Below are 25,615 nucleotides of genomic sequence, written 5' to 3' on the forward strand. Positions count from 1 at the left end.
CGCATAGCGAGAGCATCAGGAATCGGCAACGGGTTTGTCGGTAAACAGGTAGTCACGCAGCTCTTCGTCGAATTTCTTATCACGACGCCGGATCCACTCCAGCACCATGGCGGCGTGCTCTTTTTCTTCGTCCCGGTTGTGGATAAGAATGGCCTTTAACTCTTCGTCCTTGCATACGTCTATACGCTGGTTGTACCAATCCACCGCCTCAAGCTCTTCCATCAGCGAGATAATGGCGCGGTGAAAGTCACGGGTTCTATCGGTCAGTTCTTCGACCGGCTCATGGTAGCCTTCGTTTGCCATAGGTGCCTCCCAGGTTGTCTTTCCCTTCACTATAGACCACGCTGAGCTGGGGCTGGAGGCAAGACGCCGGTGACAGTCTGTCAGTAAAGCAGACTCATGTTGGTGTACTTTCCTGCATGCCAGCGTTTCTGTACCGGGTTGATACCCACCTGATAGGCCAGTTGATTGGGATGTTCGATATCCAGCAGCAGAATATCGGCCTGCTTGCCAGGACTAAGGGAACCCAGGCTGTCGTCCAGACCCAGGGCTCTTGCCGCGTTGATAGTGACTCCTTTCAGCGCTTCCACCGGGGTAAGGGCAAACAGGGTGCAGGCCATATTGAGCATCAGCGGCAGATTGCAGATGGGTGATGACCCTGGGTTGAAGTCGGTCGCCAGGGCCATGGGCACGGCATGTTTGCGCAGCAGTTCAATGGGCGGTTTCTGACTTTCCCTGAGGTAATAAAAGGCCCCTGGCAACAAGGTGGCCACCGTGCCACTGCCGGCAATAGCCCGGATGCCGGCCTCATCCAGAAATTCGATATGGTCCACCGACAGGGCGTTGAAGCTGGCGGCCAGTTCGCTGCCACCCAGGTTGGACAACTGCTCAGCATGCAGTTTGACCGGCAGGCCAAGTTGGCTTGCCGCCTCGAACACCCGCCTGGTTTGTGTCAGTGTGAAGCCGATGTTTTCACAGAAAACATCCACCGCGTCAGCCAGCTGTTCTGCCTGGATAGCCGGCAGCATCTCGTTGCAGACCAGGTCTATATAGCCGTCGGCATTGTCATGATATTCAGGCGGCAGGGCGTGGGCACCCAGGAAAGTGGTGCGTACGGTGAAAGGAAGATGAGCCTGAACCTGCCTGGCTACCCGCAACATCTTGAGCTCGGTGTTCAAATCCAGTCCATAACCGGATTTGATTTCAACACAGGTCACTCCCTGCTCCAGCAGGGCTTTTGCCCGCTTCAGCGCCAGGACCAGCAGCTCGGCCTCACTGGCCTGGCGGGTAGCGGACATGGTCCGTCTTATGCCGCCGCCCCGGCGGGCAATATCCGCATAGCTGACTCCCTGCAGGCGTTGTTCAAATTCATCGGCGCGGTTACCGGCAAACACCAGGTGGGTGTGACAGTCGATGTAGCCCGGCAGCAGCCACTGGCCCTGGCAATCCATTGTCTTGACATCAGGGTTAATGGCAGGCAGTTCTGACTGCGGTCCCAGCCAGGCAATTCGGCCTTCACGCATCAACAGCGCAGCCTCCTGGATAATGCCATAGCCATCCATTGCAGGATCCAGAGTGGCGATGTTAGCCCTCGTCAGTAACAGATCGGCATCTTGTGACATGGCAATTCTCCTTCACACAATGAATTTTTCAGACCATCTTGTATAGACAAGTTGATTATGTCAATTTATCGGGCCTGAGTCGATCTTAGCGCACATAGAACCCTTATGGCACAGAGCAAATATCAGCAGATCAAAACCCATATCCTGGCCCATATTGAATCAGGTCAGTGGTCACAAGGGGATGTGGTGCCGTCTGAAAATCAGCTGGCACAAAGTTTCGCCGTCAGCCGCATGACCGCCAGACGGGCGCTGCAGGAACTGGCGGACCAGGGCGTGTTGCAGCGTAATCAGGGAGCGGCGACCTGCGTGGCCAGTCTTAAGAATCAGTCCTCCATGCTGCAAATCCGCAACATTGCCGATGAAATCCGTGAACGCCAGCATCGGTACCGGGCCCGGGTCATAGTGCTGGAGAGTCAAGAAGCGGATAAACAGATTGCCCTGCGACTGGGTCTGACGGCGGGTAGCCCGGTTTATCACAGCCTCATCTGCCATTGGCAGGATGAGGTGGCACTGCAGCTCGAACAACGCTTTATCAATCCTCTGCTGGCACCCGATTACCTGCAGCAGGATTTTACCCGAATCACGCCTCATGAGTATTTGTGCAGCGTTGCTCCGCTGACTGAGGCTGAACACAGAGTGGAAGCCATACTCGCCGATGCATTGACTCAGCAATATTTGGCTATGCAGGCTGGCGAGCCCTGCCTTCGCCTGCAACGCACAACCTGGAGCCGGGACGGTATTGTCAGTCATGCCCTGCTGACCCACCCCGGCAATAAATACCAGTTGGGAGGTCATCTTACCTTCCAGCCGAGCCAAGCCCAAAAGCCTGCACAAACCTTGGAGAAATGACGATGAACAACAGACTCGATCCCAGCCGCGAGATCCGGGCGCCACATGGATCCACGCTGCGCTGTAAAAGCTGGCAAACCGAAGCGGCCCTGCGCATGCTGATGAACAACCTGGACCCGGAAGTGGCAGAGCGACCTGAAGCGTTGGTGGTGTACGGCGGTATCGGCCGGGCTGCCCGGGACTGGGCATGTTTTGACAAGATAGTCGAAGTGCTGCAGCGTCTGGAAGATGATGAAACCCTGTTGATCCAGTCCGGTAAGCCGGTTGGGGTGTTCAGAACCCATCCGGATTCTCCCAGGGTGCTGATTGCCAACTCCAATCTGGTTCCGCACTGGGCCAACTGGGAGCACTTCAACAAGCTGGATAAACAGGGCCTGATGATGTACGGCCAGATGACTGCCGGCAGCTGGATCTATATCGGCAGTCAGGGGATTGTTCAGGGCACCTATGAAACCTTCGGCGCGGTGGTCAGGAAGCACTTCGATGGGGATCCACAAGGAAAGTGGGTACTTACTGGGGGGCTAGGAGGCATGGGCGGTGCCCAACCGCTGGCCGCCACCATGGCTGGTTTATCCATGCTGGCGGTGGAATGTGATGAGACCCGTATCGATTTTCGTCTGCGTACCCGTTACCTGGACAGAAAGGCTGCCAGTCTGGATGAAGCAATGGAGATTATTGAGCAGGCTCAGCAGCCGGTTTCGGTAGGCCTGTTGGGCAACGCCGCCGATGTCTTTGCCGAGCTGGTAGCGCGCAATATCACCCCCGATGTGGTGACTGACCAGACTTCGGCCCATGATCCCTTAAACGGCTATCTCCCCCAGGGCTGGACCCTGGAAGAAGCCGCTGCCATGCGCAAGCAGGACGAAGGGGCGGTGGTTAAAGCCGCCAAGCAATCCATGGCCGTGCAGGTCCGCGCCATGTTAACCCTGCAGGAACGGGGTGCCGCCACACTGGACTACGGCAACAATATTCGCCAGATGGCCTTTGAAGAAGGAGTACAAAACGCCTTCGACTTCCCCGGCTTTGTGCCGGCCTACATCCGCCCCTTGTTTTGTGAGGGCATCGGTCCCTTCCGCTGGGCCGCGTTGTCCGGCGATCCGGAAGACATCTATAAAACGGATCAGAAGGTCAAGGAGCTAATTCCCGACAACGCCCACCTGCACAACTGGCTCGACATGGCACGTGAGCGCATTCAGTTCCAGGGCCTGCCGGCCCGTATCTGCTGGATTGGTCTGAAAGACAGGGCCCGTGTCGCCCTGGCTTTTAACGAAATGGTTAAAAACGGGGAGCTTAAGGCTCCGGTGGTGATTGGCCGGGATCATCTGGATTCCGGATCCGTGGCCAGCCCCAACCGTGAAACCGAAGCCATGCTGGATGGTTCCGACGCCGTATCAGACTGGCCGTTACTCAATGCGCTGCTCAGCACGGCCGGAGGTGCCACCTGGGTCAGCCTGCATCATGGAGGCGGCGTGGGGATGGGCTTTTCCCAGCATGCCGGTGTGGTGATTCTCTGTGACGGCACCGAGGCGGCGGCCAAGCGCGTGGGTCGGGTATTGTGGAACGACCCTGCTACCGGCGTGATGCGTCACGCCGATGCCGGCTACGACATCGCCAAACGCTGCGCGAAAGAAAATGGTCTGGATTTACCCATGCTGGAGAACGAATAATGTTTGACCTGAGGTTGACACCTGGCCAGTTGGATCTGGCGACCCTGCGACTGGCCAGCCGTGAGGGGGTAAAAGTGACCCTGACTGAGGAGGCCAAACCTGCCATCCGAGAATCAGCCGCCACGGTGCAGCGCATACTGGATGCAGGCAAAGTGGTGTACGGCATCAATACGGGATTTGGTCTGCTGGCCAATACCCGTATCAAGCCTGAAGAGCTGGAACTTCTGCAGCGCAGTATTGTGCTCTCCCATGCAGCCGGCACCGGAGCACTGATGGACGACAGCACAGTGCGGCTGATGATGCTTTTAAAAATCAACAGCCTGGCAAGGGGCTTCTCGGGCATCCGCCTGAAGGTGATTGAAAACCTGATCGCCCTGCTCAATGCCGGGGTCTATCCTTGTGTGCCCAAGAAAGGCTCGGTGGGCGCAAGCGGCGATCTGGCGCCGCTGGCACATATGAGTATGCCCCTGATGGGCGAAGGTCATGTACGTTACAAAGGCAATAGGCTGACAGGTGCCGAGGGACTGGAGATTGCCGGCCTCGACGCCCTGACGTTTGCGCCCAAAGAAGGCCTTGCTCTGCTTAATGGCACGCAGGCCTCCACGGCATTTGCGCTGGAAGGCCTGTTCCATGCTGAAGATCTGCTCGCCGCTGCGGCCGTAGCTGGTTCCATGTGTGTGGAAGCGGCCCTTGGCAGCCGTGCTCCCTTCGATGCACGTATCCACGAGGCTCGTGGCCAACGTGGCCAGCAGGATATGGCCGCCTTGTATCGTGATCTGCTCGGGCCCCAGTCTGGCATCGGGCAGTCTCATGAGGATTGTGACAAGGTGCAGGATCCGTATTCACTGCGCTGCCAGCCCCAGGTGATGGGCGCCTGTCTGACTCAGATGCGCCAGGCTGCCGAGGTGTTGCTGGCCGAGGCCAACGGCGTCACTGACAATCCGCTGGTATTTGGCGAAGACATTATCTCGGGCGGAAATTTCCATGCCGAACCTGTGGCCATGGCCGCCGACAATTTGGCCCTGGCCATCGCCGAAATCGGTGCCCTGTCAGAGCGTCGAACTGCCCTGTTGATCGACAGCAATCTGTCCCGCCTGCCACCCTTCCTGGTGGAAAACGGTGGGGTCAACTCCGGCTTTATGCTGGCCCAGGTGACTGCGGCGGCCCTGGCCTCCGAAAATAAGACGCTGGCCCATCCCGCTTGCGTGGACAGCCTGCCCACCTCGGCCAATCAGGAAGACCATGTGTCCATGGCCACCTTTGCCGGCCGACGTCTGGCTGATATGGCGGAAAATACCCGTGGCATAGTGGCGGTGGAGTTGCTGGCCGTGGCTCAGGGCATGGATTTCCGTCGTCCCCATTTATCCAGTCCCAGGCTGGAGGAGGCCTACGCCCTGGTGCGGGAAAAAGTTGCCTTCTACGATCACGATCGCTACTTCTCGCCGGATATCGAACAGATTGCGGCGCAGATTGGTGAAGGCGTCTATAACGAACTTGCCCATTCGGTGATGCTCAGCCGATAAGGTGCGTGCAAAAAAAAGCCCGGCTGCGTCGCCGGGCTTTTTAATATCCGGGCTCGAATCGGTCAGCTCAGGACGTCAAGCAGTTCCACATCGAACACCAGAGTGCTGTATGGGCCGATGGCCGCGCCTGCGCCTTGTTCGCCATAGGCCAGGTGATGAGGCACGTATAAGCGCCACTTGGCACCTTCCTTCATCATCTGCAGGGCTTCCGTCCAACCCTTGATAACGCCATTGACCGGAAACTCGGCCGGCTGACCGCGCTCATAAGAACTGTCAAACACTGTGCCGTCGATAAGGGTGCCGTGATAATGGGTGCGTACATTAGAGTCAGCCTCGGGAGAGGTGCCTTCGCCTTCTGCGAGGATTTCATACTGCAGGCCGGATTCAGTCACCTGCACACCGTCACGCTTGGCGTTCTCAGCCAGGAAGCTTTCCCCCTCGGCAATCACATGCTTAGCCTGTTCCGCCTTGGCGGCCTGCATCTTCTGGTGGATAGCATTGAAAGCGATACGCAGCTCTTCGTTGCTGACGGCGCTGGGGGCTTTATTAAAGGCGGTGGCGAGACCATCCTGCACGGCGCTGATATCCAGTCCTTCAAAAGGATTGCCGGCGAGCTGCTCGCCCATTTGCAAACCTATGCCATAGCTGGCCTGGGATTCTACGCTGGAATATTTAGACATGGGGGATCCTTTAAGCTGGATATCTGCCTGTCTGGCAGAGGAAACGTTTGGAGATTAGTCCGATAGATATCGGCGAGCGGGGATCCTAACATCCGTGCGTATGATGTACAGGGAAAAAGCTTGGCTGAGGTGCCTGCAGTCTCAGTTTGGACGTGAGGCTTTTAGTTTTTGCATCAGTTGGTCAGGCAGATTCAGAACCCACTGATCGCTCTGGATATCGGCCATACCTGGCAAAACGGCCGGCTGGGTGTATAAAGGGGCCGCAGTCGGCGACAGTTGCTCTAAGGGGTTGGACTTTAACTGCATGTTTGTCCTTGCTGGTCATGTCTTGAATAAAATATCGGCTGCAGGCGGAAAAAACTTGAGAGGAAATGGCCGGCCTCCCGGTGGAATCCGGCCGTTGGCATTAATGGTTGGCGGCGTAAGCTTCCACTTCTTTCCATACCCGCAGGAAATTGCCTGACAATATCTTACGAATATCGGCCTCCGAATAGCCCCGGTCCAGCAGACCTTGTACCAGGTTAGGATAGGTGGATACATCCTTGAGATGGACAGGCAGGGAATCACCCACTCCATCATAGTCCGAGCCGATACCTATGTGGTCGATACCCACCAGGTCCCTTACATGGTCGATATGATCGAGCACCATTTCCAGGGTGGCAAAGGGATAAGGGTTCTTCTTGCGATACAGGGCTTCAAATTTGTCTCTGTTGGTTTCGCCGGCCGCTTCCATCGCTTCGGTGCGCTGCTTACCCCAACTTTGCGCCATATTGGACACAAAACTGGAACCAAAGTTGATCATGATGACCCCGCCGTTTTTGGCCAGGGCCTTGATCATCTCATCATTCATGTTGCGCTCGAATCCCGGGGTAAACTGACGCAAAGAGGAGTGGGACGCGATGACTGGGACTCTGGATAGTTCCACGGCCTGGTAGAAGGCTTCATCAGAGACATGGGAAATGTCCACCATCACGCCAAGTTTATTCATCTCGCCGACAAGCTCCTTGCCGAACGGGCTCAGCCCGTTCCATTTACGACGCAGGTCATAGGAGGAATCTGAAATATGGTTGGCCTGGGAATGAGCCAGGGTAATGTAACGCACACCGCGCTCATAGAAGTGCTTCAGATTATCGAAGCTACCCTTGAGAGGGGTGCCGTTTTCCATGCCCATGGGCAGGGCGATTTTGCCATCGGCAAAGGCTTTTTCCACATCGGCTACGGTATAAGCCATGGAAAACTTGTCCGGTGCCCGGCCGACAATGGCTTCGACACTGTCAATCAACTGATTGGCCAACAGCACGCTGTCGCCTGAGGTCTCATAGCTGGCGGGAATATAGATGGACATGAAGGGTGCATTGAGGCCGCCGGCCACTGCCCGGGGATAATCGAAATCCCCTTTCTCTGTGGCCTGAGTCACATCTTCCCACTCCTCGGCCAGGCGATACGGCACATCGATGTGGCCGTCGACAATAATGGTTTCCTTCGCCAGGTTCCTGGCCTGTTCGGAAGGGCTGATGGCCAGAGCGGCCGGAGACGCCAACAAGGCGGTGAGTGTCAAAGCTAAAGAAGTTTTCACGCGTTGCTTCCTGTAGTGGTTTTCTTTTTATTGAGAAGAGGCATATTGTCTCAGTTCAGACCCAAATCCCGGGTCATATTCTCGTTCCTGTCACGGTGGACAATCACATTGTCCTCAATGCGGATGCCGCCGAAGGGACGGAATTCGTCCACCTTGTCCCAGTTAATATACCTGGACTGCTCACTGCCTTTCAGATCGGCCAGCAGGCTATCGATAAAGTACAGTCCCGGTTCCACGGTAAACACCTGTCTGGCTTCCACCTGACGGGTGGCCCGCAGGAAGGGATGCTCCGGCGGCGCAGGGGCAGGTGTGCCACGGTCATCCAGCATCAGGCCGCCCATATCATGCACCTGCAACCCCAGATGGTGGCCGATGCCGTGGGGGAAGAACGTTCTGCTGATACCCTGTTCGAGAATATCCTCTGCGTTAAGGTTCACCAGACCGAAGCTTTTCAGCAACTGGGCGACTTTGTGGTGGGCGGCAATATGCAGGTCCGGATAGGGAATGCCTGGCTTGAGCATATCCACCAGATCCAGGGTGACCTGATCCATGGCCAGAATCAGATCGGCAAAGGCGTTCTGCTGTCTGGCGTAGGTTCGGGTAATATCGGCGGCATATCCATGGAACTGGGCGCCCGCGTCGATAAGAAAAGAGCGGTGCTCATCAGGTTTGTGAGCGTCCACTGTCATGTTATGCAATATAGCGGCGTTCTCATTCAGGGCGACGATATTGCCGTAGGGCACCTCGTTGATGCCCTGGCGTACAGCGCTCAGATAGGCCTGGTTAATATCGAACTCGGCCTTGTCTTCGAAGAAGGCTGCCCTGGCAGCCCGATGCCCTTCCACGGCGATGCGGTTGGCTCGGCGCAGGCAGGCCAGTTCGTAGTCTGTCTTGTAGGCGCGGTGGTAATGCAGGTAATGTAACACCCGGTCAGGATTAACCAACTCAAATCCCAGAGCTCTGGCCACTTCGATATACTCGCCGATGTAGGCGTACTTACGTTTGTCGTAGGGCAGGTGTTTTTCCACCTGATCCGCCTTGGCCAACAGGATAATATCGAAGTGTTCAGCCCAGAAATCGCCGGGGGGAGGCGGCACCTTATGCCAGAAATCCCTTGGACGGTAAAATACCAGTTTGGGCTTGTCGGCACCATTGACGATGAGCCAGCAATTGGGGTTGTCGACCACCGGCACCCATGCCTTGAACTGGGGATTGACTGCGAAGGGGTAATCCATGTCATCGAGAAAACGACGCTTGGCCTGGCCCGAGTGAATAATGAGGCCTTCTATGCCTTCCCGTTGGATGGCTTCCAGCGTGCGGCTCTGAAGTTCGGCGAGATGTTGAGGGTAGAGGTTAGCCAGCTCTTGCATCGGTACTCCGCAATAGGTGATATTGCCCAGTACACTAGCACAATCGGCGGCCTGTCAGAAGCATGCCTGAATGCAAATGACAGCCATTACATGGCTGTCATTGCCGATGATATCTGCATATTGGCCAGATCCTTAAACAGGTTCTGTTCCTGGCCCAGACGTTGCTTGTAAATCTGCTTGTAGGCCATCACCGCTTTCACATAATTGCGGGTTTCTTTGTACGGAATGGTTTCCACCCATATATCCAGTGGAACGCCTTCCTTGGGCAGCCACTGCTGGACCCGCCGCCAGCCGGCGTTATAGGCGGCAGTGGCCAACACGGGATTATCCTGCATCTTGTCCATCAGATAGCGCAGGTACTGAGTCCCAAACTCCACATTCTGTTGTGGATCAAACAGGACCTGATTAGACACCTGTTTCTTGGCCAGGTAACGGGCGGTACCAGGCATCAACTGCATCAGACCCTTGGCGCCGGCCCCTGAGTTGGCATCTACCATAAAGGAGCTTTCCCGGCGGGCGATAGCAAAAGCCCAGGCCGGATCCACATGATGCTTGCTGGCGCTTTGCAGCAGTTGGGCATCGAAAGCCAGCGGAAACCGCCTCTTCACATCGTCGAGGTAACCCAGGCGGGAAAAAGCAAAGATGGCCTGATCATGCCAGCCCCAGTTGTCTGCCAGTACGGCGGCCGCCAGGCCTTGGCTGTGCGTCAGATGAGGCTGCATCTGCAGCCATTCCCGACGGGCCGAAGTGTAGCGTTTGAGAGCAAGGAACTCCTGCGCACGTCTGGCGGCAGGTAAATCGGCGATAGCCTGTAACTCGGTCTCGCTGACTTGCAAGGGGCTGTCAGCCAGGCTTGGAGTCCTGGCAAGTTTGCCGCTGGCCATAAAACCATAGTAGTGACGCACAGATGACAGGGTGTCGAACTGCTTCTGCGCCGCCACCGGGTCATTCAGGTGCTCGTAACTGCGCGCCAGCCAGTAACGACTGGAGTAGTCGGACTCCAGATCTTTGGGGGCGTTTCCGATCACATCGGCAACATGCTGCCAGTCCTTGTGCCGTAGCACATGGGTCAGATGCCAGCGAAAAATGTCTTCGTTGCCGTCCCCCTGGTTGGCTTTTTCCAGCCAGAATTCTGCCTGGGGATGATTCTCTACCGCCATCGCGATAGCAAAGCCCCTGGCCATATCCAGCTCCTCGTCGAAGCGAAACTGAAACTTATCCGCCGCCTTCTGCCAGGTTTTTACGGCCAGGGCCTGATCCCGCCAGACCAGGCGCTTGAGTGCGTAGATGAGAATCTGCTTTTCCCGCTCTGGCTGTTTGACCGGGAAATTTGTCAGGCGGCTGACACTGGCAGGATTACGTCTTGCCTGCAGCCATAAATCCCCCAGGTATTGCTGGGATTTGGGCAGCAGTGATTGAAGGTATGGGACCAGGGTATGGTCCCCTCCGTCGGCGGCCAGGGCCAGGCGCTGCCAGATCATCTCATTCGTCCGGTGGCCTGCTTCTGTCCACTGCCTGAATACAGGATCACAGGCTTTGTCCTGAGATTTGCCTACCAACCAGAGTTCAGGAACCAGCTTAAACGCCTGCTCGCGAAATTCTGACTGTTGCAGGCGGTAGGCGGCATTGAGGCAACGCAGATGATCATCACCCATGTCGCGGTAGTACTTGAGGAAACGAGTCTGATCCTGTCGTTTGGCCAGATAGTTCAGCCATTTTTGCCGCAGTTCTGAATCCAGTGGCGTCTTGTCGTAGTCCTGCAGGAAGCGGGCGATAGCCTCTTCGTTACTCAGTTTGATGCCGGATAACAGGGCATTCTGCTCGAGGTAGGGCAGCAAAGGATAGTCGTGCAGTTGCCCGGTCAGCTCGATAAAGGTCTGGCTGTTCGGGTAGTAACTCCATTTCTCCGCTTCCAGAAACTGCTGCCGTTGTTTCTCTAGTTTGTCCTGGGCCAGCGACAGCATTGGCAACAGGCATATCAGCAACAACAGATTACGCAGAACAGAAACAAACGACACGACCCGCCTCCCAAGAGACCACCAAAGGATCCCTACATTAACGATACCGGCCAGATAATCAAGTATGACAAGGGCTTCAGAGGTATTCAAATGACAGAGGCAAAGATTCTTTGGCTCATTTTTTAATCCTAATGCCTTGAGTTGGAAGTGTATTTTCCTCAACAATAAAAAAATTTAAACGTTTGTTTGAATTTCGGTTGAAATTTGCTCCGGCTTAAACAAGAATTGAGCGCACCCTACACTGGCGCATCGGCACTGCCGGGCGTTGCACCATCAGAATAGATGGCCAAAGGAGAACAAAATGATTTACGAAGGTAAGAGCCTTAAGGCGACGCTGCTGGACGGCGGCATCGCCGAAGTCGTGTTTGACGCCGCCGGCTCAGTGAACAAGTTTGATCAGCAGACAGTGTCCGAGCTCGACGCGTTGTGTGCGGCGCTGGAGAGCCACGGCGGGATTAAGGGAGCCTTGGTGCGCTCCAATAAAGGCGCCTTTATCGTGGGCGCCGATATTACCGAGTTCAATGACCTGTTTTCTCTGCCTGAGCCGGAAATCCTTGCCTGGGTGGCCAAAACAGCAAAAGTCTTTGATCGTTTCGAAGATCTGCCCTTCCCCACATTGGCAGCGGTGAATGGCTTTGCCCTGGGCGGTGGCTGTGAGATGGCCCTGGCCTGTGATCTGCGCCTGGCAGACAGTTCGGCCCGTATCGGCTTACCCGAGGTCAAACTGGGTCTGATGCCCGGCTTTGGTGGTACCGTACGCTTGCCCCGGCTGATAGGGGCGGACAATGCCCTGGAGTGGATGACCACCGGCAAGGACCGAAAACCCGAGCAGGCCCTGGCCGAAGGGGCTGTAAACGCCGTGGTGGCGCCGGAGAAGCTTCGTGACGCGGGTCTGGCTATGTTACGGCAGGCCATTGAAGGACGTATTGACTGGCAACAGCGCCGGGCACAGAAGAAAGCCCCTCTTGAACTCAATGCCAACGAATCCACCATGAGTTTTGCCACAGCCAAGGCTATGGTCTCAGCCGTGGCCGGCAAACATTATCCGGCTCCCCACATGATGGTGGAGACAGTCGCTAAGGCGGCGTCCCTGGACAGGGATGGTGCCCTGAAACTGGAAAATGAAGGTTTTGTCAAACTGGCCAAAACCGATGCGGCGACTGCTCAGATTGGTATTTTTGTCGCCGACCAACTGGTCAAAAGCAAAGGCAAGAAGCAGGCAAAGAACGCCACAAAGGCCATTGAGCAAGCGGCCGTACTGGGCGCGGGCATTATGGGCGGTGGCATCGCCTATCAATCGGCAGTCAAAGGCACTCCCACCGTGATGAAGGATATTCGCCAGGACGCCCTGCAACTGGGACTTAACGAAGCGGCCAAGATCCTGAACAAAGGCGTGGAGCTGGGCAAGGTCAGCCCCAAGGTCCTCGCCTCCACTTTAAATAATATTGTGCCATCACTGGAATACAGCGCCATCAAGGATGCGGACATTGTCATTGAAGCTGTGGTGGAAAATCCTAAGGTAAAGGCATCAGTGCTGAAGGAGACAGAAGAGACGGTGGCCCAAGACGCCATTATCTGTTCCAACACCTCGACCATCTCAATTAACAGCCTGGCGGAAAGCCTGCAGCAGCCCGAACGTTTCTGCGGCATGCATTTCTTCAACCCGGTGCACAAAATGCCGCTGGTGGAGATTATCCGCGGTGAGAAAACCTCCGATGAGACCATCGCCGCTGTGGTGGCCTTTGCCATGAAGATGGGCAAAACGCCGATAGTGGTCAACGACTGCCCCGGCTTTTTGGTCAACCGTGTGCTGTTCCCTTACTTCGCCGGCTTCAGCAAGCTATTGCTGGATGGCGCCGATTTCGTGGCGGTTGACAAGGTAATGGAAAAAATCTTCGGCTGGCCCATGGGGCCGGCTTACCTGTTGGATGTGGTGGGGATGGATACCGCCGACCATGCTGCCGGTGTAATGTCACAGGGCATTCCTGAACGTATGCAGCGTATCGGTAATGATCCCATACAAAGCTTGTATAAAGCTGAGCGTCTGGGCCAGAAGAACGGCAAAGGCTTCTATGATTTTGGTACCGACAAGCGTGGTAAGCCCACCAAAACCCCCTCTGCCGAGGCCTACAAACTCATTGGGGTGGAGCATCAGGAGTTTGATGCCGAGACAGTGATTGCGCGCCTGATGATTCCTATGGCCAACGAGGCAGTGCGCTGTCTGGAAGAGGGCATTGTCGCCAGTGCCGCCGAAGCGGATATGGCGCTGTTGTACGGCCTGGGCTTCCCGCCGTTCCGTGGTGGTATCTTCCGCTACATGGAGACCATGGGGCTGGACAACTTCGTGGCCCTGGCCGACAAGTATTCGTCCCTCGGACCCATCTATCAGATCACCGACGGATTGCGCGAGATGGCGGCATCCGGCAAATCCTATTTCGCTCAATAAGTTTCGGAGAACATCATGAAAGACGTGGTAATAGTGGATTGTATTCGTACGCCAATGGGACGCTCCAAGGGTGGGGTGTTTCGCAACGTACGGGCCGAAACCCTGTCCGCCCATCTGATGACTCAGTTGCTTGAGCGCAATGGAGCACTGGATCCGATGGACATCGACGACATCATCTGGGGCTGTGTGCAACAGACCAAAGAGCAGGGCTTCAATATTGCCCGTAATGCGCAGTTGCTGACCCGAATTCCCCGCTCGGTCCCGGCCGTCACCGTCAACCGTTTATGCGGTTCGTCCATGCAGGCCCTGCATGATGCCACCTGCAGCATTATGGCCGGCAAGGGTGAGGTGTATCTGATAGGCGGGGTGGAACATATGGGCCATGTGCCTATGGACTTCAACCTGGACTTCCATCCGGGACTGGCCAAACATACCGCCCGTGCCTCCGGCAATATGGGCATGACGGCTGAACTACTGGGTCGCCAGAACGGTATCACCCGGGAAATGCAGGACGAGTTCGGCGCCCGCTCCCACCAGCGCGCCCACAAGGCAACTGTTGAAGGGCGCTGGGCCAGTGAAATTGCCCCTATTGAAGGCCACGATGCCGATGGTGCCCTGAGCCTGATCGATTACGATGAAGTGATTCGCCCCGAGTCCACGGTGGAAACCCTGTCCGGTCTGCGCCCGGTGTTCGATCCGATCAACGGTACGGTCACAGCCGGCACTGCGTCAGCGATTTCCGACGGGGCCTCGGCGATGCTGGTAATGTCAGCCGATAAGGCCAAAGCATTGGGACTCAAAGCCCGGGCCCGCATTCGATCCATGGGAGTGGCCGGCTGTGATGCCGCTATCATGGGCTTTGGTCCGGTACCGGCCACCAAAAAGGCGCTGAAAGCCGCTGGCATGAGCATGGACGATATCGAGATTGCCGAGTTTAACGAAGCTTTCGCCGCCCAGGCCCTGTCCTGTGTCAAACAGCTGGGTTGGCTGGATAGCTATGACGAAAAGGTCAACCTAAACGGGGGTGCCATCGCCCTGGGCCACCCGCTTGGCTGCTCCGGTGCACGTATCTCCACCACCTTGATCAACCTGATGGAAGCCAACGACAAGTCGGTGGGCTTGGCCACCATGTGTATTGGTCTGGGTCAGGGGATTGCCACGGTGTTTGAACGGGTGTGAGATTGATCGTGAGGAGACAGGAATAAGGGGTGAGGAGATCGTGTCACCCCACACCCTGTCCATATTAAAAAGCCCTGCTGATTAGCAGGGCTTTTTATTGAATGTCAGGAAGAGTAATAGGGAGATTGGTTTTTTCCTTACTCCTTACTCCTTACCCCTCACTCACTAGGCATCATAAGGATGGCGCAGAATAATGGTCTCCACCCGATCCGGGCCGGTAGAGATGATATCCACCGGTACTCCGGTCAGTTCCTCGATACGCTTAATGTAGTTGCGGGCAGCCTGGGGCAGGCCATCCAGTGAGGTCACACCAACGGTATTGTCGCTCCAGCCGGGCATCTCTTCATACACCGGGGTGACTTTCTCGTAACCGTCGGCGGCCATGGGCGGAACGCTCTGCACATTGCCGCTGGCATCCCGGTAACCGACACAGAGCTTCAGGGTTTCCAGGCCATCCAGTACATCGAGCTTGGTCAGGCAGAAGCCGCTGATGCTGTTGATCTGCACGGCGCGCTTCATGGCCACTGCATCGAACCAGCCGGTACGGCGCTTACGTCCGGTGGTGGCGCCAAACTCATGGCCTTTGGTGCCCAGATGATTACCCACCTCGCAGTCCAGTTCCGTGGGGAAAGGACCTGATCCCACACGGGTAGTGTAAGCTTTAACGATACCCAGCACATAGTCCAGGTTCAGCGGTCCGAACCCGGCACCGGTGGCCACACCGCCCACTGTGGTGTTGGAGGAGGTCACATAGGGGTAGGTGCCGTGGTCGATATCCAGCAGCGTACCCTGGGCCCCTTCAAACATAATGGCATCGCCACGCAGACGGGCCTTGTCCAGCATATCCGGCACATCGGCCACCATGGCTTTGATAGTGTCTGCGATGGCCAGGGTCTGATCCAGCACCTGCTGGTAATCCACGGCTTCCACCTTGTAATACTGGGTCAGGGCGAAGTTATGGAACTCGACAATTTCTTTCAGACGGGCGGCGAAGGTGTCCTGACAGAACAGATCACCTACCCGCAGACCACGACGGGCCACTTTGTCTTCATAGGCCGGACCGATGCCGCGACCGGTAGTGCCGATGGGCTTATTACCCCGGGCTTTCTCACGGGCCAGATCCAGCGCCACATGGTAAGGCAAAATCAATGGGCAGGCCTCGCTGATCACCAGGCGTTCCTTCACCGGGACGCCACGCTCTTCCAGCATCCTGATCTCTTTCATCAGCGCTTCTGGGCTGAGTACCACGCCATTACCGATGACACAGGTCACATTGTCGCGCAGAATGCCAGAGGGGATCAGGTGCAGGACGGTTTTCTCGCCATCGATCACCAGTGTATGACCTGCATTGTGTCCACCCTGGTAGCGAACCACGTACTTTGCCTTGTCGGTCAACAGGTCTACAACCTTACCTTTACCCTCATCACCCCATTGGGTGCCGAGCACTACAACGTTTTTTGCCATGGATTAAAAAGTGGTCAGAAAATTAGGCGGGGATTCTATCAAATTTCAACCAGCCAGATCATCTGTTTTGATGGAATAGGCAGGACAGGAAGGGAAACCGGCCATTACCAGGCTATTTAAGCAGGTAAAACAATGCTACCAAACCGATGGTCACCATCACGCCTCCCATGGTCCGCAATTGTTCTGGCGGTTGCCCGGATAGCTGCTGCATATAGCGTTGCCATTTCTTGGGGAAGAGCATGGGCCCTATGCCTTCCAGTACCAGGACCATAGCCAGTGCCAACCACAGGACTTCGCTCATAGACCCTCCAGGCAGTGCAAATCATATTGGCCAGGATCATGGTACAGGGCAAAACCAAACCGGAGTCTGTCGCCCCGGGCATCTGTCATCACACCGTGGGACTTCAGATGGCGGTGCAGAGCTTGCACTTGTTCCGGGCTTTGCAGCCTGAAGGTCAGAAAATGGCCGTGATAGTCGGCATCATGCTGCACCAAGGCAGCCCGGTTCAGCAGGGAGTGGTCCAGTTTGTCCAGCATGCCCAGGAAGTGCTGCTGGCAACGCTGTACATGCTGGTGGACTTTCTCCACTGTCAGCCCTTGTTGCGCAAACAATTCCAGCACCGCCAATAATCGGTATAAAGCACTGTAATCCATTGTCGCCCCGGCAAAGCGCATGCCGTCGGTGCTGTAACTGACCCGACCGTCCTTAGCCTGATCCAGTTCGCCAAACTCGGCAAACCAGCCGGTGTACAGTGGCCGTAAATCGCAATTGGCCGGGACATGTGCAAAACAGCAGCCCTCACCGCCCTGGGCATATTTATAGCTGCCGGCCAGATAAAATGCTCTTCCGGCGACGGATGACAGGTCTGTGGGCAGGGCCATAAAGCCGTGATAGCCATCGATAACAAAAATCGCCTGTGGTGGCGCCGCCTCCACCAATGCCCCAAGGTCTCTGACCGCCAGCCCCGAGTTGAAAAAAACCTGGCTGACAAAAATCAGATCCCAGTCTCGGGCGGCGGCCGTCTCAGCAAATCGTTGTTCAAAGTCTGCAAAGGGCAGGGTCGGAACCTTCTCAACCACCAGGTTGTCCAGCTCAGCGAGCCTGTCTATCTGGCGGTTGAAACTGTGAAACTCGCTGTCGGTGGTCAGAATACGCAGGGGCCGACTCCAGTCCAGGCAGCTTAAAATGCGGTACAGCAGCTCGTGGGTATTGGGCGCAAACACCAGTTGACCGGGCTGCTGGGTATTGAGTATGCCGGCGATATGCTGCTGCACGGCTGGTACTTTCTTGCCGAAAATCACATCCCACTTGTCATCTGCCAGGGAGGCAGAATCATCCCAATATTGCAGCATCGCCTGGCGGGTGACATCTGGCCAGTAATGGTGGCTGTGGCAGGCGAAGTGCTGCTTACCTGCATTGGCACTTAAAAAACGCTGGTAAAGGTGTTGATAGGATTTCATCTTGCCCTTGCAGAATGGCGAAAGGGCCCCGCAGGGCCCCTTTTGTTTATTTCTTCTTGCCTTGGGTGTCGTTCATATAGCGGAAGAAGTCACTGTCAGGCTCCAGAATCAACACATCCTGCTTATTGTTGAAACTGTTGCGGTAGGCATCCATGCTGCGCAGGAAGGCATAGAACTCCGGGCTTTTGGAATAGGTGTCAGCGTAAATTTTTGCTGCTTCCGCATCCCCTTCACCACGGAGCTTACGGGCGTTGCGTTCCGCCTCTGCCAGCATCACCGTCACCCGGGCGTCGATATCCGCACGGATGATCTCAGCCTGCTCCTGACCCTGAGAGCGATGCTCCCTGGCCACGGCAGCCCGCTCAGCCCGCATGCGCTGGAAGATGGAGTTACTGATCTCCAGCGGCAGGTTAATCTGCTTGACCCGCACATCCACAATCTCGATGCCCAGTTCCTGTGCGCTTTCGGCAGACTGTTTCATGGCCTTGTCCATCAGCTCAGAACGCTCACCTGAGACGATCTGGGGAATGGTGCGGTTACCAAACTCACTACGCAGGCCATTGTTGACCTTTTGTTTGAGCAGGGTTTCGGCCCGATCCTTGAAGCCCCCTGTGGCCAGGTAGTACTTGGCGAAGTCATTGATTTTCCATTTAACGTAGGAATCGACGATCAAATCCTTCTTCTCTGCCGTGACAAAGCGGTTTGCGCCATCATCCAGTGTCTGCACCTTGGAGGTCAGCTTCTTAACGGTATCGATAAAGGGCAGTTTCAAATGCAGACCGGGCTCATAGACGATGGTCTGGTCAGTCTGGTCATCACGCCGCACCTTACCGAACTGGATGACGATGCCACGATAGCCTTCCTCCACCACGAAGATGGAACCGAAGCCCAGGATGACCAGTACGATGATCAGAACGATACTGAGGTTTCTCATCTGTTAGTCCCTCCCACTGCGGAATCTGTCGGTACGTGAACCCGTACTGCCATTATTGTCACTGGAAGACTGGGTCTGGGTGTTGCTTCTCAGACCGTCCAGGGTGTTACTGGATACCGGAGGTTGCACAGCATTGTTCTGGCGTTCCAGGATCTTGTCCAGCGGTAGATACATCATATTGCCGCTGCCTTGGTTGTCGACCAGGATCTTGCTGGTCTTGCCATACACTTCTTCCAGCGTTTCCAGATAGAGTCGTTGACGGGTCACTTCAGGTGACGCCGCGTACTGGGGCAACAGTTCTTCGAAGCGGGCCACTTCACCCTGGGCTTCGAGAATGACCCTCTCTTTATAAGCCTGGGCTTCCTGGGCCATACGATTGACCTGGCCCCGGGCGCGGGGTTCGATTTCCCGGGCGTAGGCTTCTGCCTCACGGATAAAGCGCTGTTCATCTTCCTGGGCGGCGATGGCGTCATCGAAGGCGGCCTTTACCTCTTCCGGAGGACGGGCATCCTTAAAGTTAACATCCAGTATTTCAACCCCCATATCATAAGGCGTGATAATACTGACCAGTTCATCCCTGACCTTCTGGCGGGTCTCTTCCCGTCCCTTGGTCAGCACGTTGTCCATTTTTGAATGGCCGACTACGTAACGGATGGCGCTGTCCAGCGCATGACGCAGACTTTCATCAGGCTCCACCACGGAAAAGGTGTATTTGAAGGGGTCGGTAACCCGATACTGGATCTCCATGTCCACCCTGACCACGTTTTCATCCCCGGTAAGCATAAAGCCGGAGGAGGGCATGGTGCGGACAGACCGGATATTCACCGGATACACCTTGTCAATAAAGGTGGGCTTCCAACGCAGTCCGGGTTCTTCAAAGCTGTGGAACTGGCCAAACCTCAGGACCACGCCACGTTCCGCTTCGTTAAGGGTGTAGAATCCGCTGATAAACCAGACCACTACCAGGATGCCGGCAATCAGGCCCAGGCCTACGCCGCCAAATCCCTTGCCGGATGACTTTTTGCCACCACCGCCGAAACCACCCAGCTTATCGAAGAATTTCTTGAAAACTTCATCCAGGTCAGGCGGCCCCTGATCGCGGCTGCCGCGATTCTTCCAGGGGTCGTTGTTATTGCCTCCAGGCTCATTCCAAGCCATGTCTTTCTCCGTATTGATAGGTAAATGGTATCCGAAATCGCTGCTTCAAAAGCTTAATGCTTATTGATTACGTAAGACGTCAGGTTCGAGGTCACATGCTTCTCAAGCTGGTGCCAATCTTTCACCGGCATGCGTACATCCACCAGCCAGTCGCCGTCTTCGGCATAAGTCTCGGACGAGATACACTTCATGCGATAGAGCGCTCCGCGCAGTTTTCCTTCTTTAGGTGGAATGCGCAAACTGAATTCCACCATGCTGCGACCCAGACTTTCGGTCAGAGCCTGGAGCAGCAGATCCATACCCAGCCCCTGTTGGGCGGAAATCCAGACGCGTACCGGATTTCCTTCCTCATCCCGATCGATATGGGGTTCGACGCCGGGTAACTGGTCAATTTTGTTACAAATCATTAATTGCGGGACGTCGCCGGCCTCTATTTCATCCAGCACCAGATTTACCTGGTCGATGTTGTCCTTGTACTGTTCGTCGGCGTAGTCCACCACATGCAGCAGCAGGTCGGCTTCCTGGGTTTCCTGCAGTGTGGCCTTAAACGCCGCTACCAGATCATGGGGCAGGTGGCGGATAAATCCAACCGTATCGGCCAAAATAGCTGGTCCCACGTCCTGTAACTGAATCTTGCGCAGGGTGGGATCGAGGGTCGCGAACAACTGATCCGCCGCGTAGACGCCGGCAGAAGTCAGGGTATTGAACAGCGTTGACTTACCGGCATTGGTATAGCCCACCAGCGAGACAGTCGGAATCTCTGCGCGGGTCCTGGCCCGGCGTCCCTGCTCTCGCTGCTTTTGTACTTTCTGCAGGCGTTTAAGGATATGGTCGATCCTGGCTCTGAGCAATCGTCTGTCGGTTTCCAACTGGGTCTCACCCGGCCCGCGCAGACCTATCCCCCCTTTCTGTCTCTCCAGGTGGGTCCAGCCACGAATCAACCGGGTCGAAATATGTTTTAGCTGTGCCAGTTCCACCTGAAGCTTACCTTCATGGGTCCGGGCGCGCTGGGCAAAAATATCCAGGATCAGACCGGTCCGATCCAACACCCGGCATTGGCAGAGCTTTTCCAGGTTACGTTCCTGTGAGGGGGTAAGAGCATGATTGAAGATCACGACGTCTGCGCCCAAAGCTTTCACCTGTTGGGCGATCTCGTCTGCCTTACCGGTGCCGACAAAGAGTTTGGCAGTGGGTGAGGCTCTCGTGCCGGTCACCAGACCGACGGCCTGGACACCGGCAGACGAAACCAGCATTTGCAGTTCATGCAAATCCTCTCTGCTGCTTTCGTCGGGGAATTCTAAATGTACCAGTACAGCCTGCTCACCTGCTTCATAACGGTCAAACAAGCATTATCTCCTGATGGGATGATTAATCCTCGTCATTATCCGGGCTTGACTGAGGATTCGCAACCATGGGAATAGGACGCGACGGCACAACGGTAGAGATGGCATGCTTATACACCATCTGGCTGACAGTATTCTTGAGCAGAATCACGAATTGATCGAAAGACTCCACCTGACCTTGCAGCTTAATGCCGTTTACCAGGTAAATAGATACCGGAACACGTTCTTTTCTCAGGGCATTCAAAAATGGGTCTTGCAGTGATTGGCCCTTAGCCATTGTAGTATCCTTTTATTTTTCTTATCTATTCTAGCCAGCTTCCCGATTATACAGCTTTTGCACCCTCTGTATAGCTGCCCTGCGGGCAGTGCGGGGTCATTTTAACCGGGAAGTCAGCCACTCCAGATTATTTCCGGCAAAGGTATCCATCCAGTGGATATCCTGCCAACTTCTCAACCAGGTCAATTGGCGTTTGGCCAGTTGTCTGGTCGCCACTATAGCGCGAAAGCGCATTTCCTTGTGGTCGTACCTTCCGTCCAGATGCTCCCACATCTGCCGATAACCGACACACCTTATAGAGGGCAAGTTTAGATGCAGATCATGTCTGCTGTGAAGTTTTTTTACTTCTTCTTCAAAGCCTTGGCTTAACATCTGATCAAATCGCAGGGCAATCCTGTCATGGAGCACAGCCCTGTCGGCGGGGGATATGGCAAATTGGAATACCCTATAAGGTAACGGTGGGCTTTTCTCCCGGGTTAACTCGGTGAGGCTCTTGCCTGTCAGACGCAGCACTTCCAGGGCCCGGGTCAGACGCTGAGGATCATTGGGATGAATGCGCTGAGCCGAGACAGGATCCAGGCGTGCCAGCTCATCGTGCAGCACCTGCCAGCCCTGTTCACTCGCCTGTTTTTCTATCGCCTCGCGCACCTCTGCGTCCGAACCCGGCAGGGGAGAGAGCCCCTCCAGCAACACTTTAAAGTACATCATGGTGCCGCCAACCAGCAGGGGGATCTTACCCCTGGCGTGAATATCGGCCATCTCGCGCAGGGCGTCGGCGCGAAAATCGGCGGCGGAGTACACCTGGGCCGGATCCAGGATATCTATCAGTCGGTGCGGAGCCAGACTAAGCTCCTCGGCATTGGGTTTGGCCGTGCCTATATCCATGTGCCGGTAGATCATCGCCGAATCGACGCTGATGATCTCACAGGGCATGGTCTGCACCAGGCGGATAGCCAGATCTGTCTTACCCGAGGCAGTCGGACCCATAAGAAAAATAGCCGGGGGCAGGTGGCCTGAGTCAGTCATGCAGCCAGTCTTCCAGTGGGATCCTGCGGCCCCATTGTTTGAGAGTTATTTCCGGGTCCTCATGGTCACTATGCCATTGCCACAGGGTGGCGGCCTGCTCAGCGGTGTAGTTTTTCTGTGCATTGGCCAGTAACTCCAACAGACGCTCTTTGAGGTGTTGTGCCGGGGCCGATAGCAGGGGGGGCAGGAGAGTTGACCAATCGTGCTGGCGCAATCCAGCCGGAACCTGTTTGACCAGCAGCCGGCGGGCGTGCATCTGAATATCCAGTGCCAGGGCGGGTAACGCCTCTTGATGCCGGCTGAACGCTGCCGCCAGTGTTTCGTCGCAGGGGATTGCCACCGGCATCAGTAATGGCTGACTGACTGGCTCGTGATCCAGGAGGTTGGCCAGCCTGTTCCGCTCCAACCGGTAAAGGGGCACAAGGTAGCAGTTGTCCTCTGCGCTCAGCAGCAGGTAGCGTCCCCTGATCAGCAGCCACTGTTCCTGCGTGCGGGGTGCAGACGAGGAGGTGACCAGTTGTTGATAACTCTTGACGGCCCGTGAGGCAACTGGTTGCCTGCTCCCATTCAAGTCTCTACTTGTACCTGTGACTGTTTTAGATTGCAGGGGACGAATATAGTCATGGCGGGGTTCAGCCACCTGCACCGACCTGGTTGACGAGAGGGTGGCGGGCGTTTGTTCTGGGGCAGGCTGTTCCAGCGCATCCTGCAAAGCGCGGAAGATAAAGTCATGCACCAGCCTGGCCTGATGAAAGCGTACTTCGTGTTTGGCAGGATGCACATTCACATCGACTTCACGGGCGTCCAGAGTCAGGTAAAGCACAAAAGCGGGGTGGGCCTCCTGTGGCAGCCACCCTTCAAAGGCCTGGCGTATGGCATGGTGAATCAGCTTGTCCCGCATCATCCTGCCATTGACATAAAAATACTGTTGATCCGGCTGGCTCGCGGGTTCCAGGCTCAGCCAGCCATGCAGTGACAGGCCCTGCAGCTCACTGCTGATGGTCAGCGCCTGTTGGGCAAAGCCCTGTCCACACACCAGGGCAACCCGTTTCTGTCTGGCCGCCTGACTGGCCGCTTTGGGATACTGACGCAGCAGCTTGCCGTTATGCTTAAGACTGAAAGCCGTGTCGAAGCGGGACAGGGCGATACGTCGGATGACTTCGTCAATATGCTGGAATTCGGTCTTTTCGGTACGCAGAAACTTGCGCCTGGCTGGCGTATTGAAGAACAGATCCAGCACTTCGACGCTGGTACCATCGGGATGAGCTGCGGGGATAAGCCGGACCCGCATGTCCCGTCCTTCGGCGATGGCCTGCCAGGCTTCAGGCTGAGCCTGCGGCTTGGAGGTCAGGGTCAGGCGGGACACAGAACTGATACTGGCCAGGGCCTCGCCGCGAAATCCAAGACTTATGATCTGTTCCAAATCATCCAGACAATGAATCTTGCTGGTGGCATGGCGGCTCAGTGCCAGGGTCAGCTCCTGTTTCCCTATGCCACTGCCATTGTCTCTGATCAGGATGCGTTTATGCCCGCCTTTATCCACTTCCACTTCGATGCGGTCGGCGCCTGCGTCGAGGCTGTTTTCCACCAGTTCCTTGATAACTGAAGCGGGCCTTTCGACCACTTCCCCAGCGGCAATCTGGTTGGCAAGTTGAGCGGGCAGTATTTGAATTGGCAAAATATTATAGGCTTGTCAGTTGGGGATGGTCAGTACCTGACCGATGCGGACCATGTCAGTATCCAGATTGTTGGCCGCCTTTAAATCGCTGACCTGCACATTGTAGCGCTGGGCCAGCAGGGACAGGGATTCTCCGGGGCTGACTTTGTGCGTGCGGTTTTCCCGCTTCAGTCTGGCCCAGAGGGTGCCATCGGGGGGCATACGCTTGAAGTATCTTTCGACGGCCTGATAAATGGAATCTGCCATATTTTCCCGGAACTTGGCCCAGTTGAGATTTTTCTCTTCGGTGGGATTGGAAATAAACCCTGTTTCTACCAGTATGGAGGGGATATCAGGTGAAGTCAGCACCGCCAGACTGGCCGCCTGGGGCACGCTCTTATGCAGTTTGGTGATCTTATCCATTTCCTTGAGCACCTCACGGCTGATTTCGTAACTGGTGGACAGGGAATGATCCATGGACATATCCAACAGTGCCTGGGTCAGGTAGCGTTCACTGGCAGTGTCCTGGATGACTTCGGCGGCGCCGCCCAACAGCTCAGAATGTTTCTCGCTGTTTTCCAGCCAGCGCCCCAACTCAGAGTTGGCCCGGCGCATGGACAATACCCAGACAGATGCCCCGCTGGGCTGGGGCGTGGTAAAGGCATCTGCGTGAATGGAAATAAACAGGTCGGCCTTCTGCTGCCGGGCCATGTCGGCGCGTTTGTTCGGGTGAATATAATAGTCGCCGCTACGGATCATCACGGCCTGCATGCCGGGTGTTCTATCAATGCGTTCGGCCAACATCCTGGCAATACTCAGGGTCACATGTTTTTCATAGCTGCCGGCGTAACCTATAGAGCCGGGATCCTCACCGCCATGACCGGCGTCAATGGCCACCACGATCTTTCTGTCCTGATCCTGGCTCTGGCGTTTAATCATCTGGGCCGGTGTGTCGGTTTTGCTGCCAAGGTCGATCACCAGCCTGTCCCCATAGGGGGCGGTGGGGGGCAGAGCAAAGATTTGCGGATCCACTGCCTCATTGAGATCAAACACCACACGGATGGAGGCCTTGTCCTTGGGGCTGCTGTACCGCAGGCGCTTAATCAGTTTGCTCTCGTTGGGAATGCCTTCGAAGTTCAGGGTTTTGGCAGTGTTGGCTAAATCGACCACCAGCCGGGTGGGATTGTTGAGAGTAAAATAGCTGTACTGGGGGGCAGCTTGCATATCAAAGACCACCCGGGTATTGGTGGGCGACGGCCAGATACGCACTCCTTCCACCTGGTTCTTCGCCCAGGTAAGAGAACTGACCATCAGCAGGGTCAGGGTGGCTATCCATGTAATGAGTCGTTTTGGTGCCATGCGCGC

Annotated in this window: 21 protein-coding genes; 5 read left to right on the forward strand and 16 right to left on the reverse strand. The window is 55.9% G+C overall.

Annotation, left to right across the window (positions count from 1 at the left end):
- Positions 1-15: 15 nt before the first annotated feature.
- Both J0A66_RS00510 and hutI read right to left on the reverse strand, forming a co-directional pair.
- The gene (locus J0A66_RS00510; RefSeq protein ID WP_206571814.1) at positions 16-303 is read right to left on the reverse strand and encodes an encapsulin-associated ferritin-like protein; all 288 of its coding nucleotides are present in this window, start codon (positions 301-303) and stop codon (positions 16-18) included.
- 80 nt (positions 304-383) lie between these two features.
- Positions 384-1,622 carry an imidazolonepropionase gene (gene hutI, locus J0A66_RS00515; protein WP_206571815.1) on the reverse strand — a complete coding sequence of 413 codons (1,239 nt, stop codon included), beginning with the start codon at positions 1,620-1,622 and terminating at the stop codon, positions 384-386.
- A gap of 105 nt (positions 1,623-1,727) precedes the next feature.
- Between hutI and hutC the strand changes: the two genes are divergently transcribed.
- Genes hutC through hutH form a run of 3 tightly spaced genes read left to right on the forward strand, consistent with a single transcriptional unit; the run spans position 1,728 to position 5,661 of the window.
- Positions 1,728-2,471: a histidine utilization transcriptional repressor HutC gene (gene hutC / locus J0A66_RS00520; RefSeq protein ID WP_206571816.1), complete on the forward strand. Its 744-nt coding sequence runs from the start codon at positions 1,728-1,730 to the stop codon at positions 2,469-2,471.
- A gap of 2 nt (positions 2,472-2,473) precedes the next feature.
- Complete coding sequence (gene hutU / locus J0A66_RS00525; RefSeq protein ID WP_206571817.1) at positions 2,474-4,138, forward strand: urocanate hydratase; 1,665 nt, start codon at positions 2,474-2,476, stop codon at positions 4,136-4,138.
- Complete coding sequence (gene hutH, locus J0A66_RS00530; RefSeq protein WP_206571818.1) at positions 4,138-5,661, forward strand: histidine ammonia-lyase; 1,524 nt, start codon at positions 4,138-4,140, stop codon at positions 5,659-5,661. The genes hutU and hutH overlap by 1 nt, the downstream gene beginning before the upstream one ends.
- Positions 5,662-5,723: 62 nt before the next feature.
- Here hutH and bamJ read toward each other — a convergent pair whose 3' ends face one another.
- The 4 genes from bamJ to J0A66_RS00550 form a co-directional block, all read right to left on the reverse strand.
- A complete protein-coding gene (gene bamJ / locus J0A66_RS00535) occupies positions 5,724-6,341 on the reverse strand; it encodes a BamJ family beta-barrel-assembly machinery protein (RefSeq protein WP_206571819.1) in 618 nt (205 codons plus the stop codon).
- Positions 6,342-6,747: 406 nt separating this feature from the next.
- Positions 6,748-7,917: a dipeptidase gene (locus J0A66_RS00540; protein ID WP_206571820.1), complete on the reverse strand. Its 1,170-nt coding sequence runs from the start codon at positions 7,915-7,917 to the stop codon at positions 6,748-6,750.
- Between the two features lie 50 nt (positions 7,918-7,967).
- On the reverse strand, positions 7,968-9,287 hold the full coding sequence (gene pepQ / locus J0A66_RS00545; RefSeq protein WP_206571821.1) for a Xaa-Pro dipeptidase: 1,320 nt from the start codon (positions 9,285-9,287) through the stop codon (positions 7,968-7,970).
- A gap of 86 nt (positions 9,288-9,373) precedes the next feature.
- Positions 9,374-11,305, reverse strand: a complete 1,932-nt coding sequence (locus J0A66_RS00550) for a lytic transglycosylase domain-containing protein (protein ID WP_338143848.1) — start codon at positions 11,303-11,305, stop codon at positions 9,374-9,376.
- Between the two features lie 301 nt (positions 11,306-11,606).
- On the opposite strand from J0A66_RS00550, the gene fadB reads away from it, so the two are divergent.
- Positions 11,607-13,751 (forward strand): fatty acid oxidation complex subunit alpha FadB, encoded by a 2,145-nt coding sequence (fadB, locus tag J0A66_RS00555; RefSeq protein ID WP_206571822.1) that lies wholly within the window; start codon positions 11,607-11,609, stop codon positions 13,749-13,751.
- 15 nt (positions 13,752-13,766) lie between these two features.
- On the forward strand, positions 13,767-14,930 hold the full coding sequence (gene fadA, locus J0A66_RS00560; RefSeq protein ID WP_206571823.1) for an acetyl-CoA C-acyltransferase FadA: 1,164 nt from the start codon (positions 13,767-13,769) through the stop codon (positions 14,928-14,930).
- Positions 14,931-15,095: 165 nt separating this feature from the next.
- On the opposite strand, the gene J0A66_RS00565 is transcribed toward fadA, so the two are convergent.
- The 10 genes from J0A66_RS00565 to J0A66_RS00610 form a co-directional block, all read right to left on the reverse strand.
- Complete coding sequence (locus J0A66_RS00565; RefSeq protein ID WP_206571824.1) at positions 15,096-16,394, reverse strand: adenylosuccinate synthase; 1,299 nt, start codon at positions 16,392-16,394, stop codon at positions 15,096-15,098.
- Positions 16,395-16,506: 112 nt separating this feature from the next.
- Complete coding sequence (locus J0A66_RS00570; protein WP_206571825.1) at positions 16,507-16,695, reverse strand: DUF2065 domain-containing protein; 189 nt, start codon at positions 16,693-16,695, stop codon at positions 16,507-16,509.
- Positions 16,692-17,855, reverse strand: a complete 1,164-nt coding sequence (locus J0A66_RS00575) for an aminotransferase class V-fold PLP-dependent enzyme (protein ID WP_206571829.1) — start codon at positions 17,853-17,855, stop codon at positions 16,692-16,694. Before J0A66_RS00575 ends, J0A66_RS00570 begins: the two co-directional genes overlap by 4 nt.
- Before the next feature lie 46 nt (positions 17,856-17,901).
- Positions 17,902-18,789, reverse strand: a complete 888-nt coding sequence (gene hflC / locus J0A66_RS00580) for a protease modulator HflC (RefSeq protein WP_206571830.1) — start codon at positions 18,787-18,789, stop codon at positions 17,902-17,904.
- Between the two features lie 3 nt (positions 18,790-18,792).
- Positions 18,793-19,947, reverse strand: coding sequence for an FtsH protease activity modulator HflK (hflK, locus tag J0A66_RS00585; protein WP_206571831.1), 1,155 nt, complete (start codon positions 19,945-19,947; stop codon positions 18,793-18,795).
- A 53-nt stretch (positions 19,948-20,000) separates the two neighbouring features.
- Positions 20,001-21,293 (reverse strand): ribosome rescue GTPase HflX, encoded by a 1,293-nt coding sequence (hflX, locus tag J0A66_RS00590; protein ID WP_206571832.1) that lies wholly within the window; start codon positions 21,291-21,293, stop codon positions 20,001-20,003.
- Positions 21,294-21,315: 22 nt separating this feature from the next.
- Positions 21,316-21,567 (reverse strand): RNA chaperone Hfq, encoded by a 252-nt coding sequence (hfq, locus tag J0A66_RS00595; RefSeq protein WP_206571833.1) that lies wholly within the window; start codon positions 21,565-21,567, stop codon positions 21,316-21,318.
- 96 nt (positions 21,568-21,663) lie between these two features.
- Positions 21,664-22,593, reverse strand: a complete 930-nt coding sequence (gene miaA / locus J0A66_RS00600; protein ID WP_206571834.1) for a tRNA (adenosine(37)-N6)-dimethylallyltransferase MiaA — start codon at positions 22,591-22,593, stop codon at positions 21,664-21,666.
- A complete protein-coding gene (mutL, locus tag J0A66_RS00605; RefSeq protein WP_206571835.1) occupies positions 22,586-24,271 on the reverse strand; it encodes a DNA mismatch repair endonuclease MutL in 1,686 nt (561 codons plus the stop codon). The genes miaA and mutL overlap by 8 nt, the downstream gene beginning before the upstream one ends.
- A 15-nt stretch (positions 24,272-24,286) precedes the next feature.
- Entirely contained in the window at positions 24,287-25,609 is a 1,323-nt protein-coding gene (locus tag J0A66_RS00610) for an N-acetylmuramoyl-L-alanine amidase (protein ID WP_206571836.1), read from the reverse strand.
- Between the last annotated feature and the right edge of the window lie 6 nt (positions 25,610-25,615).

It is taken from the genome of Bowmanella dokdonensis (genome assembly GCF_017254865.1).
GTDB classification, from domain to species: Bacteria; Pseudomonadota; Gammaproteobacteria; order Enterobacterales; family Alteromonadaceae; genus Bowmanella; species Bowmanella dokdonensis.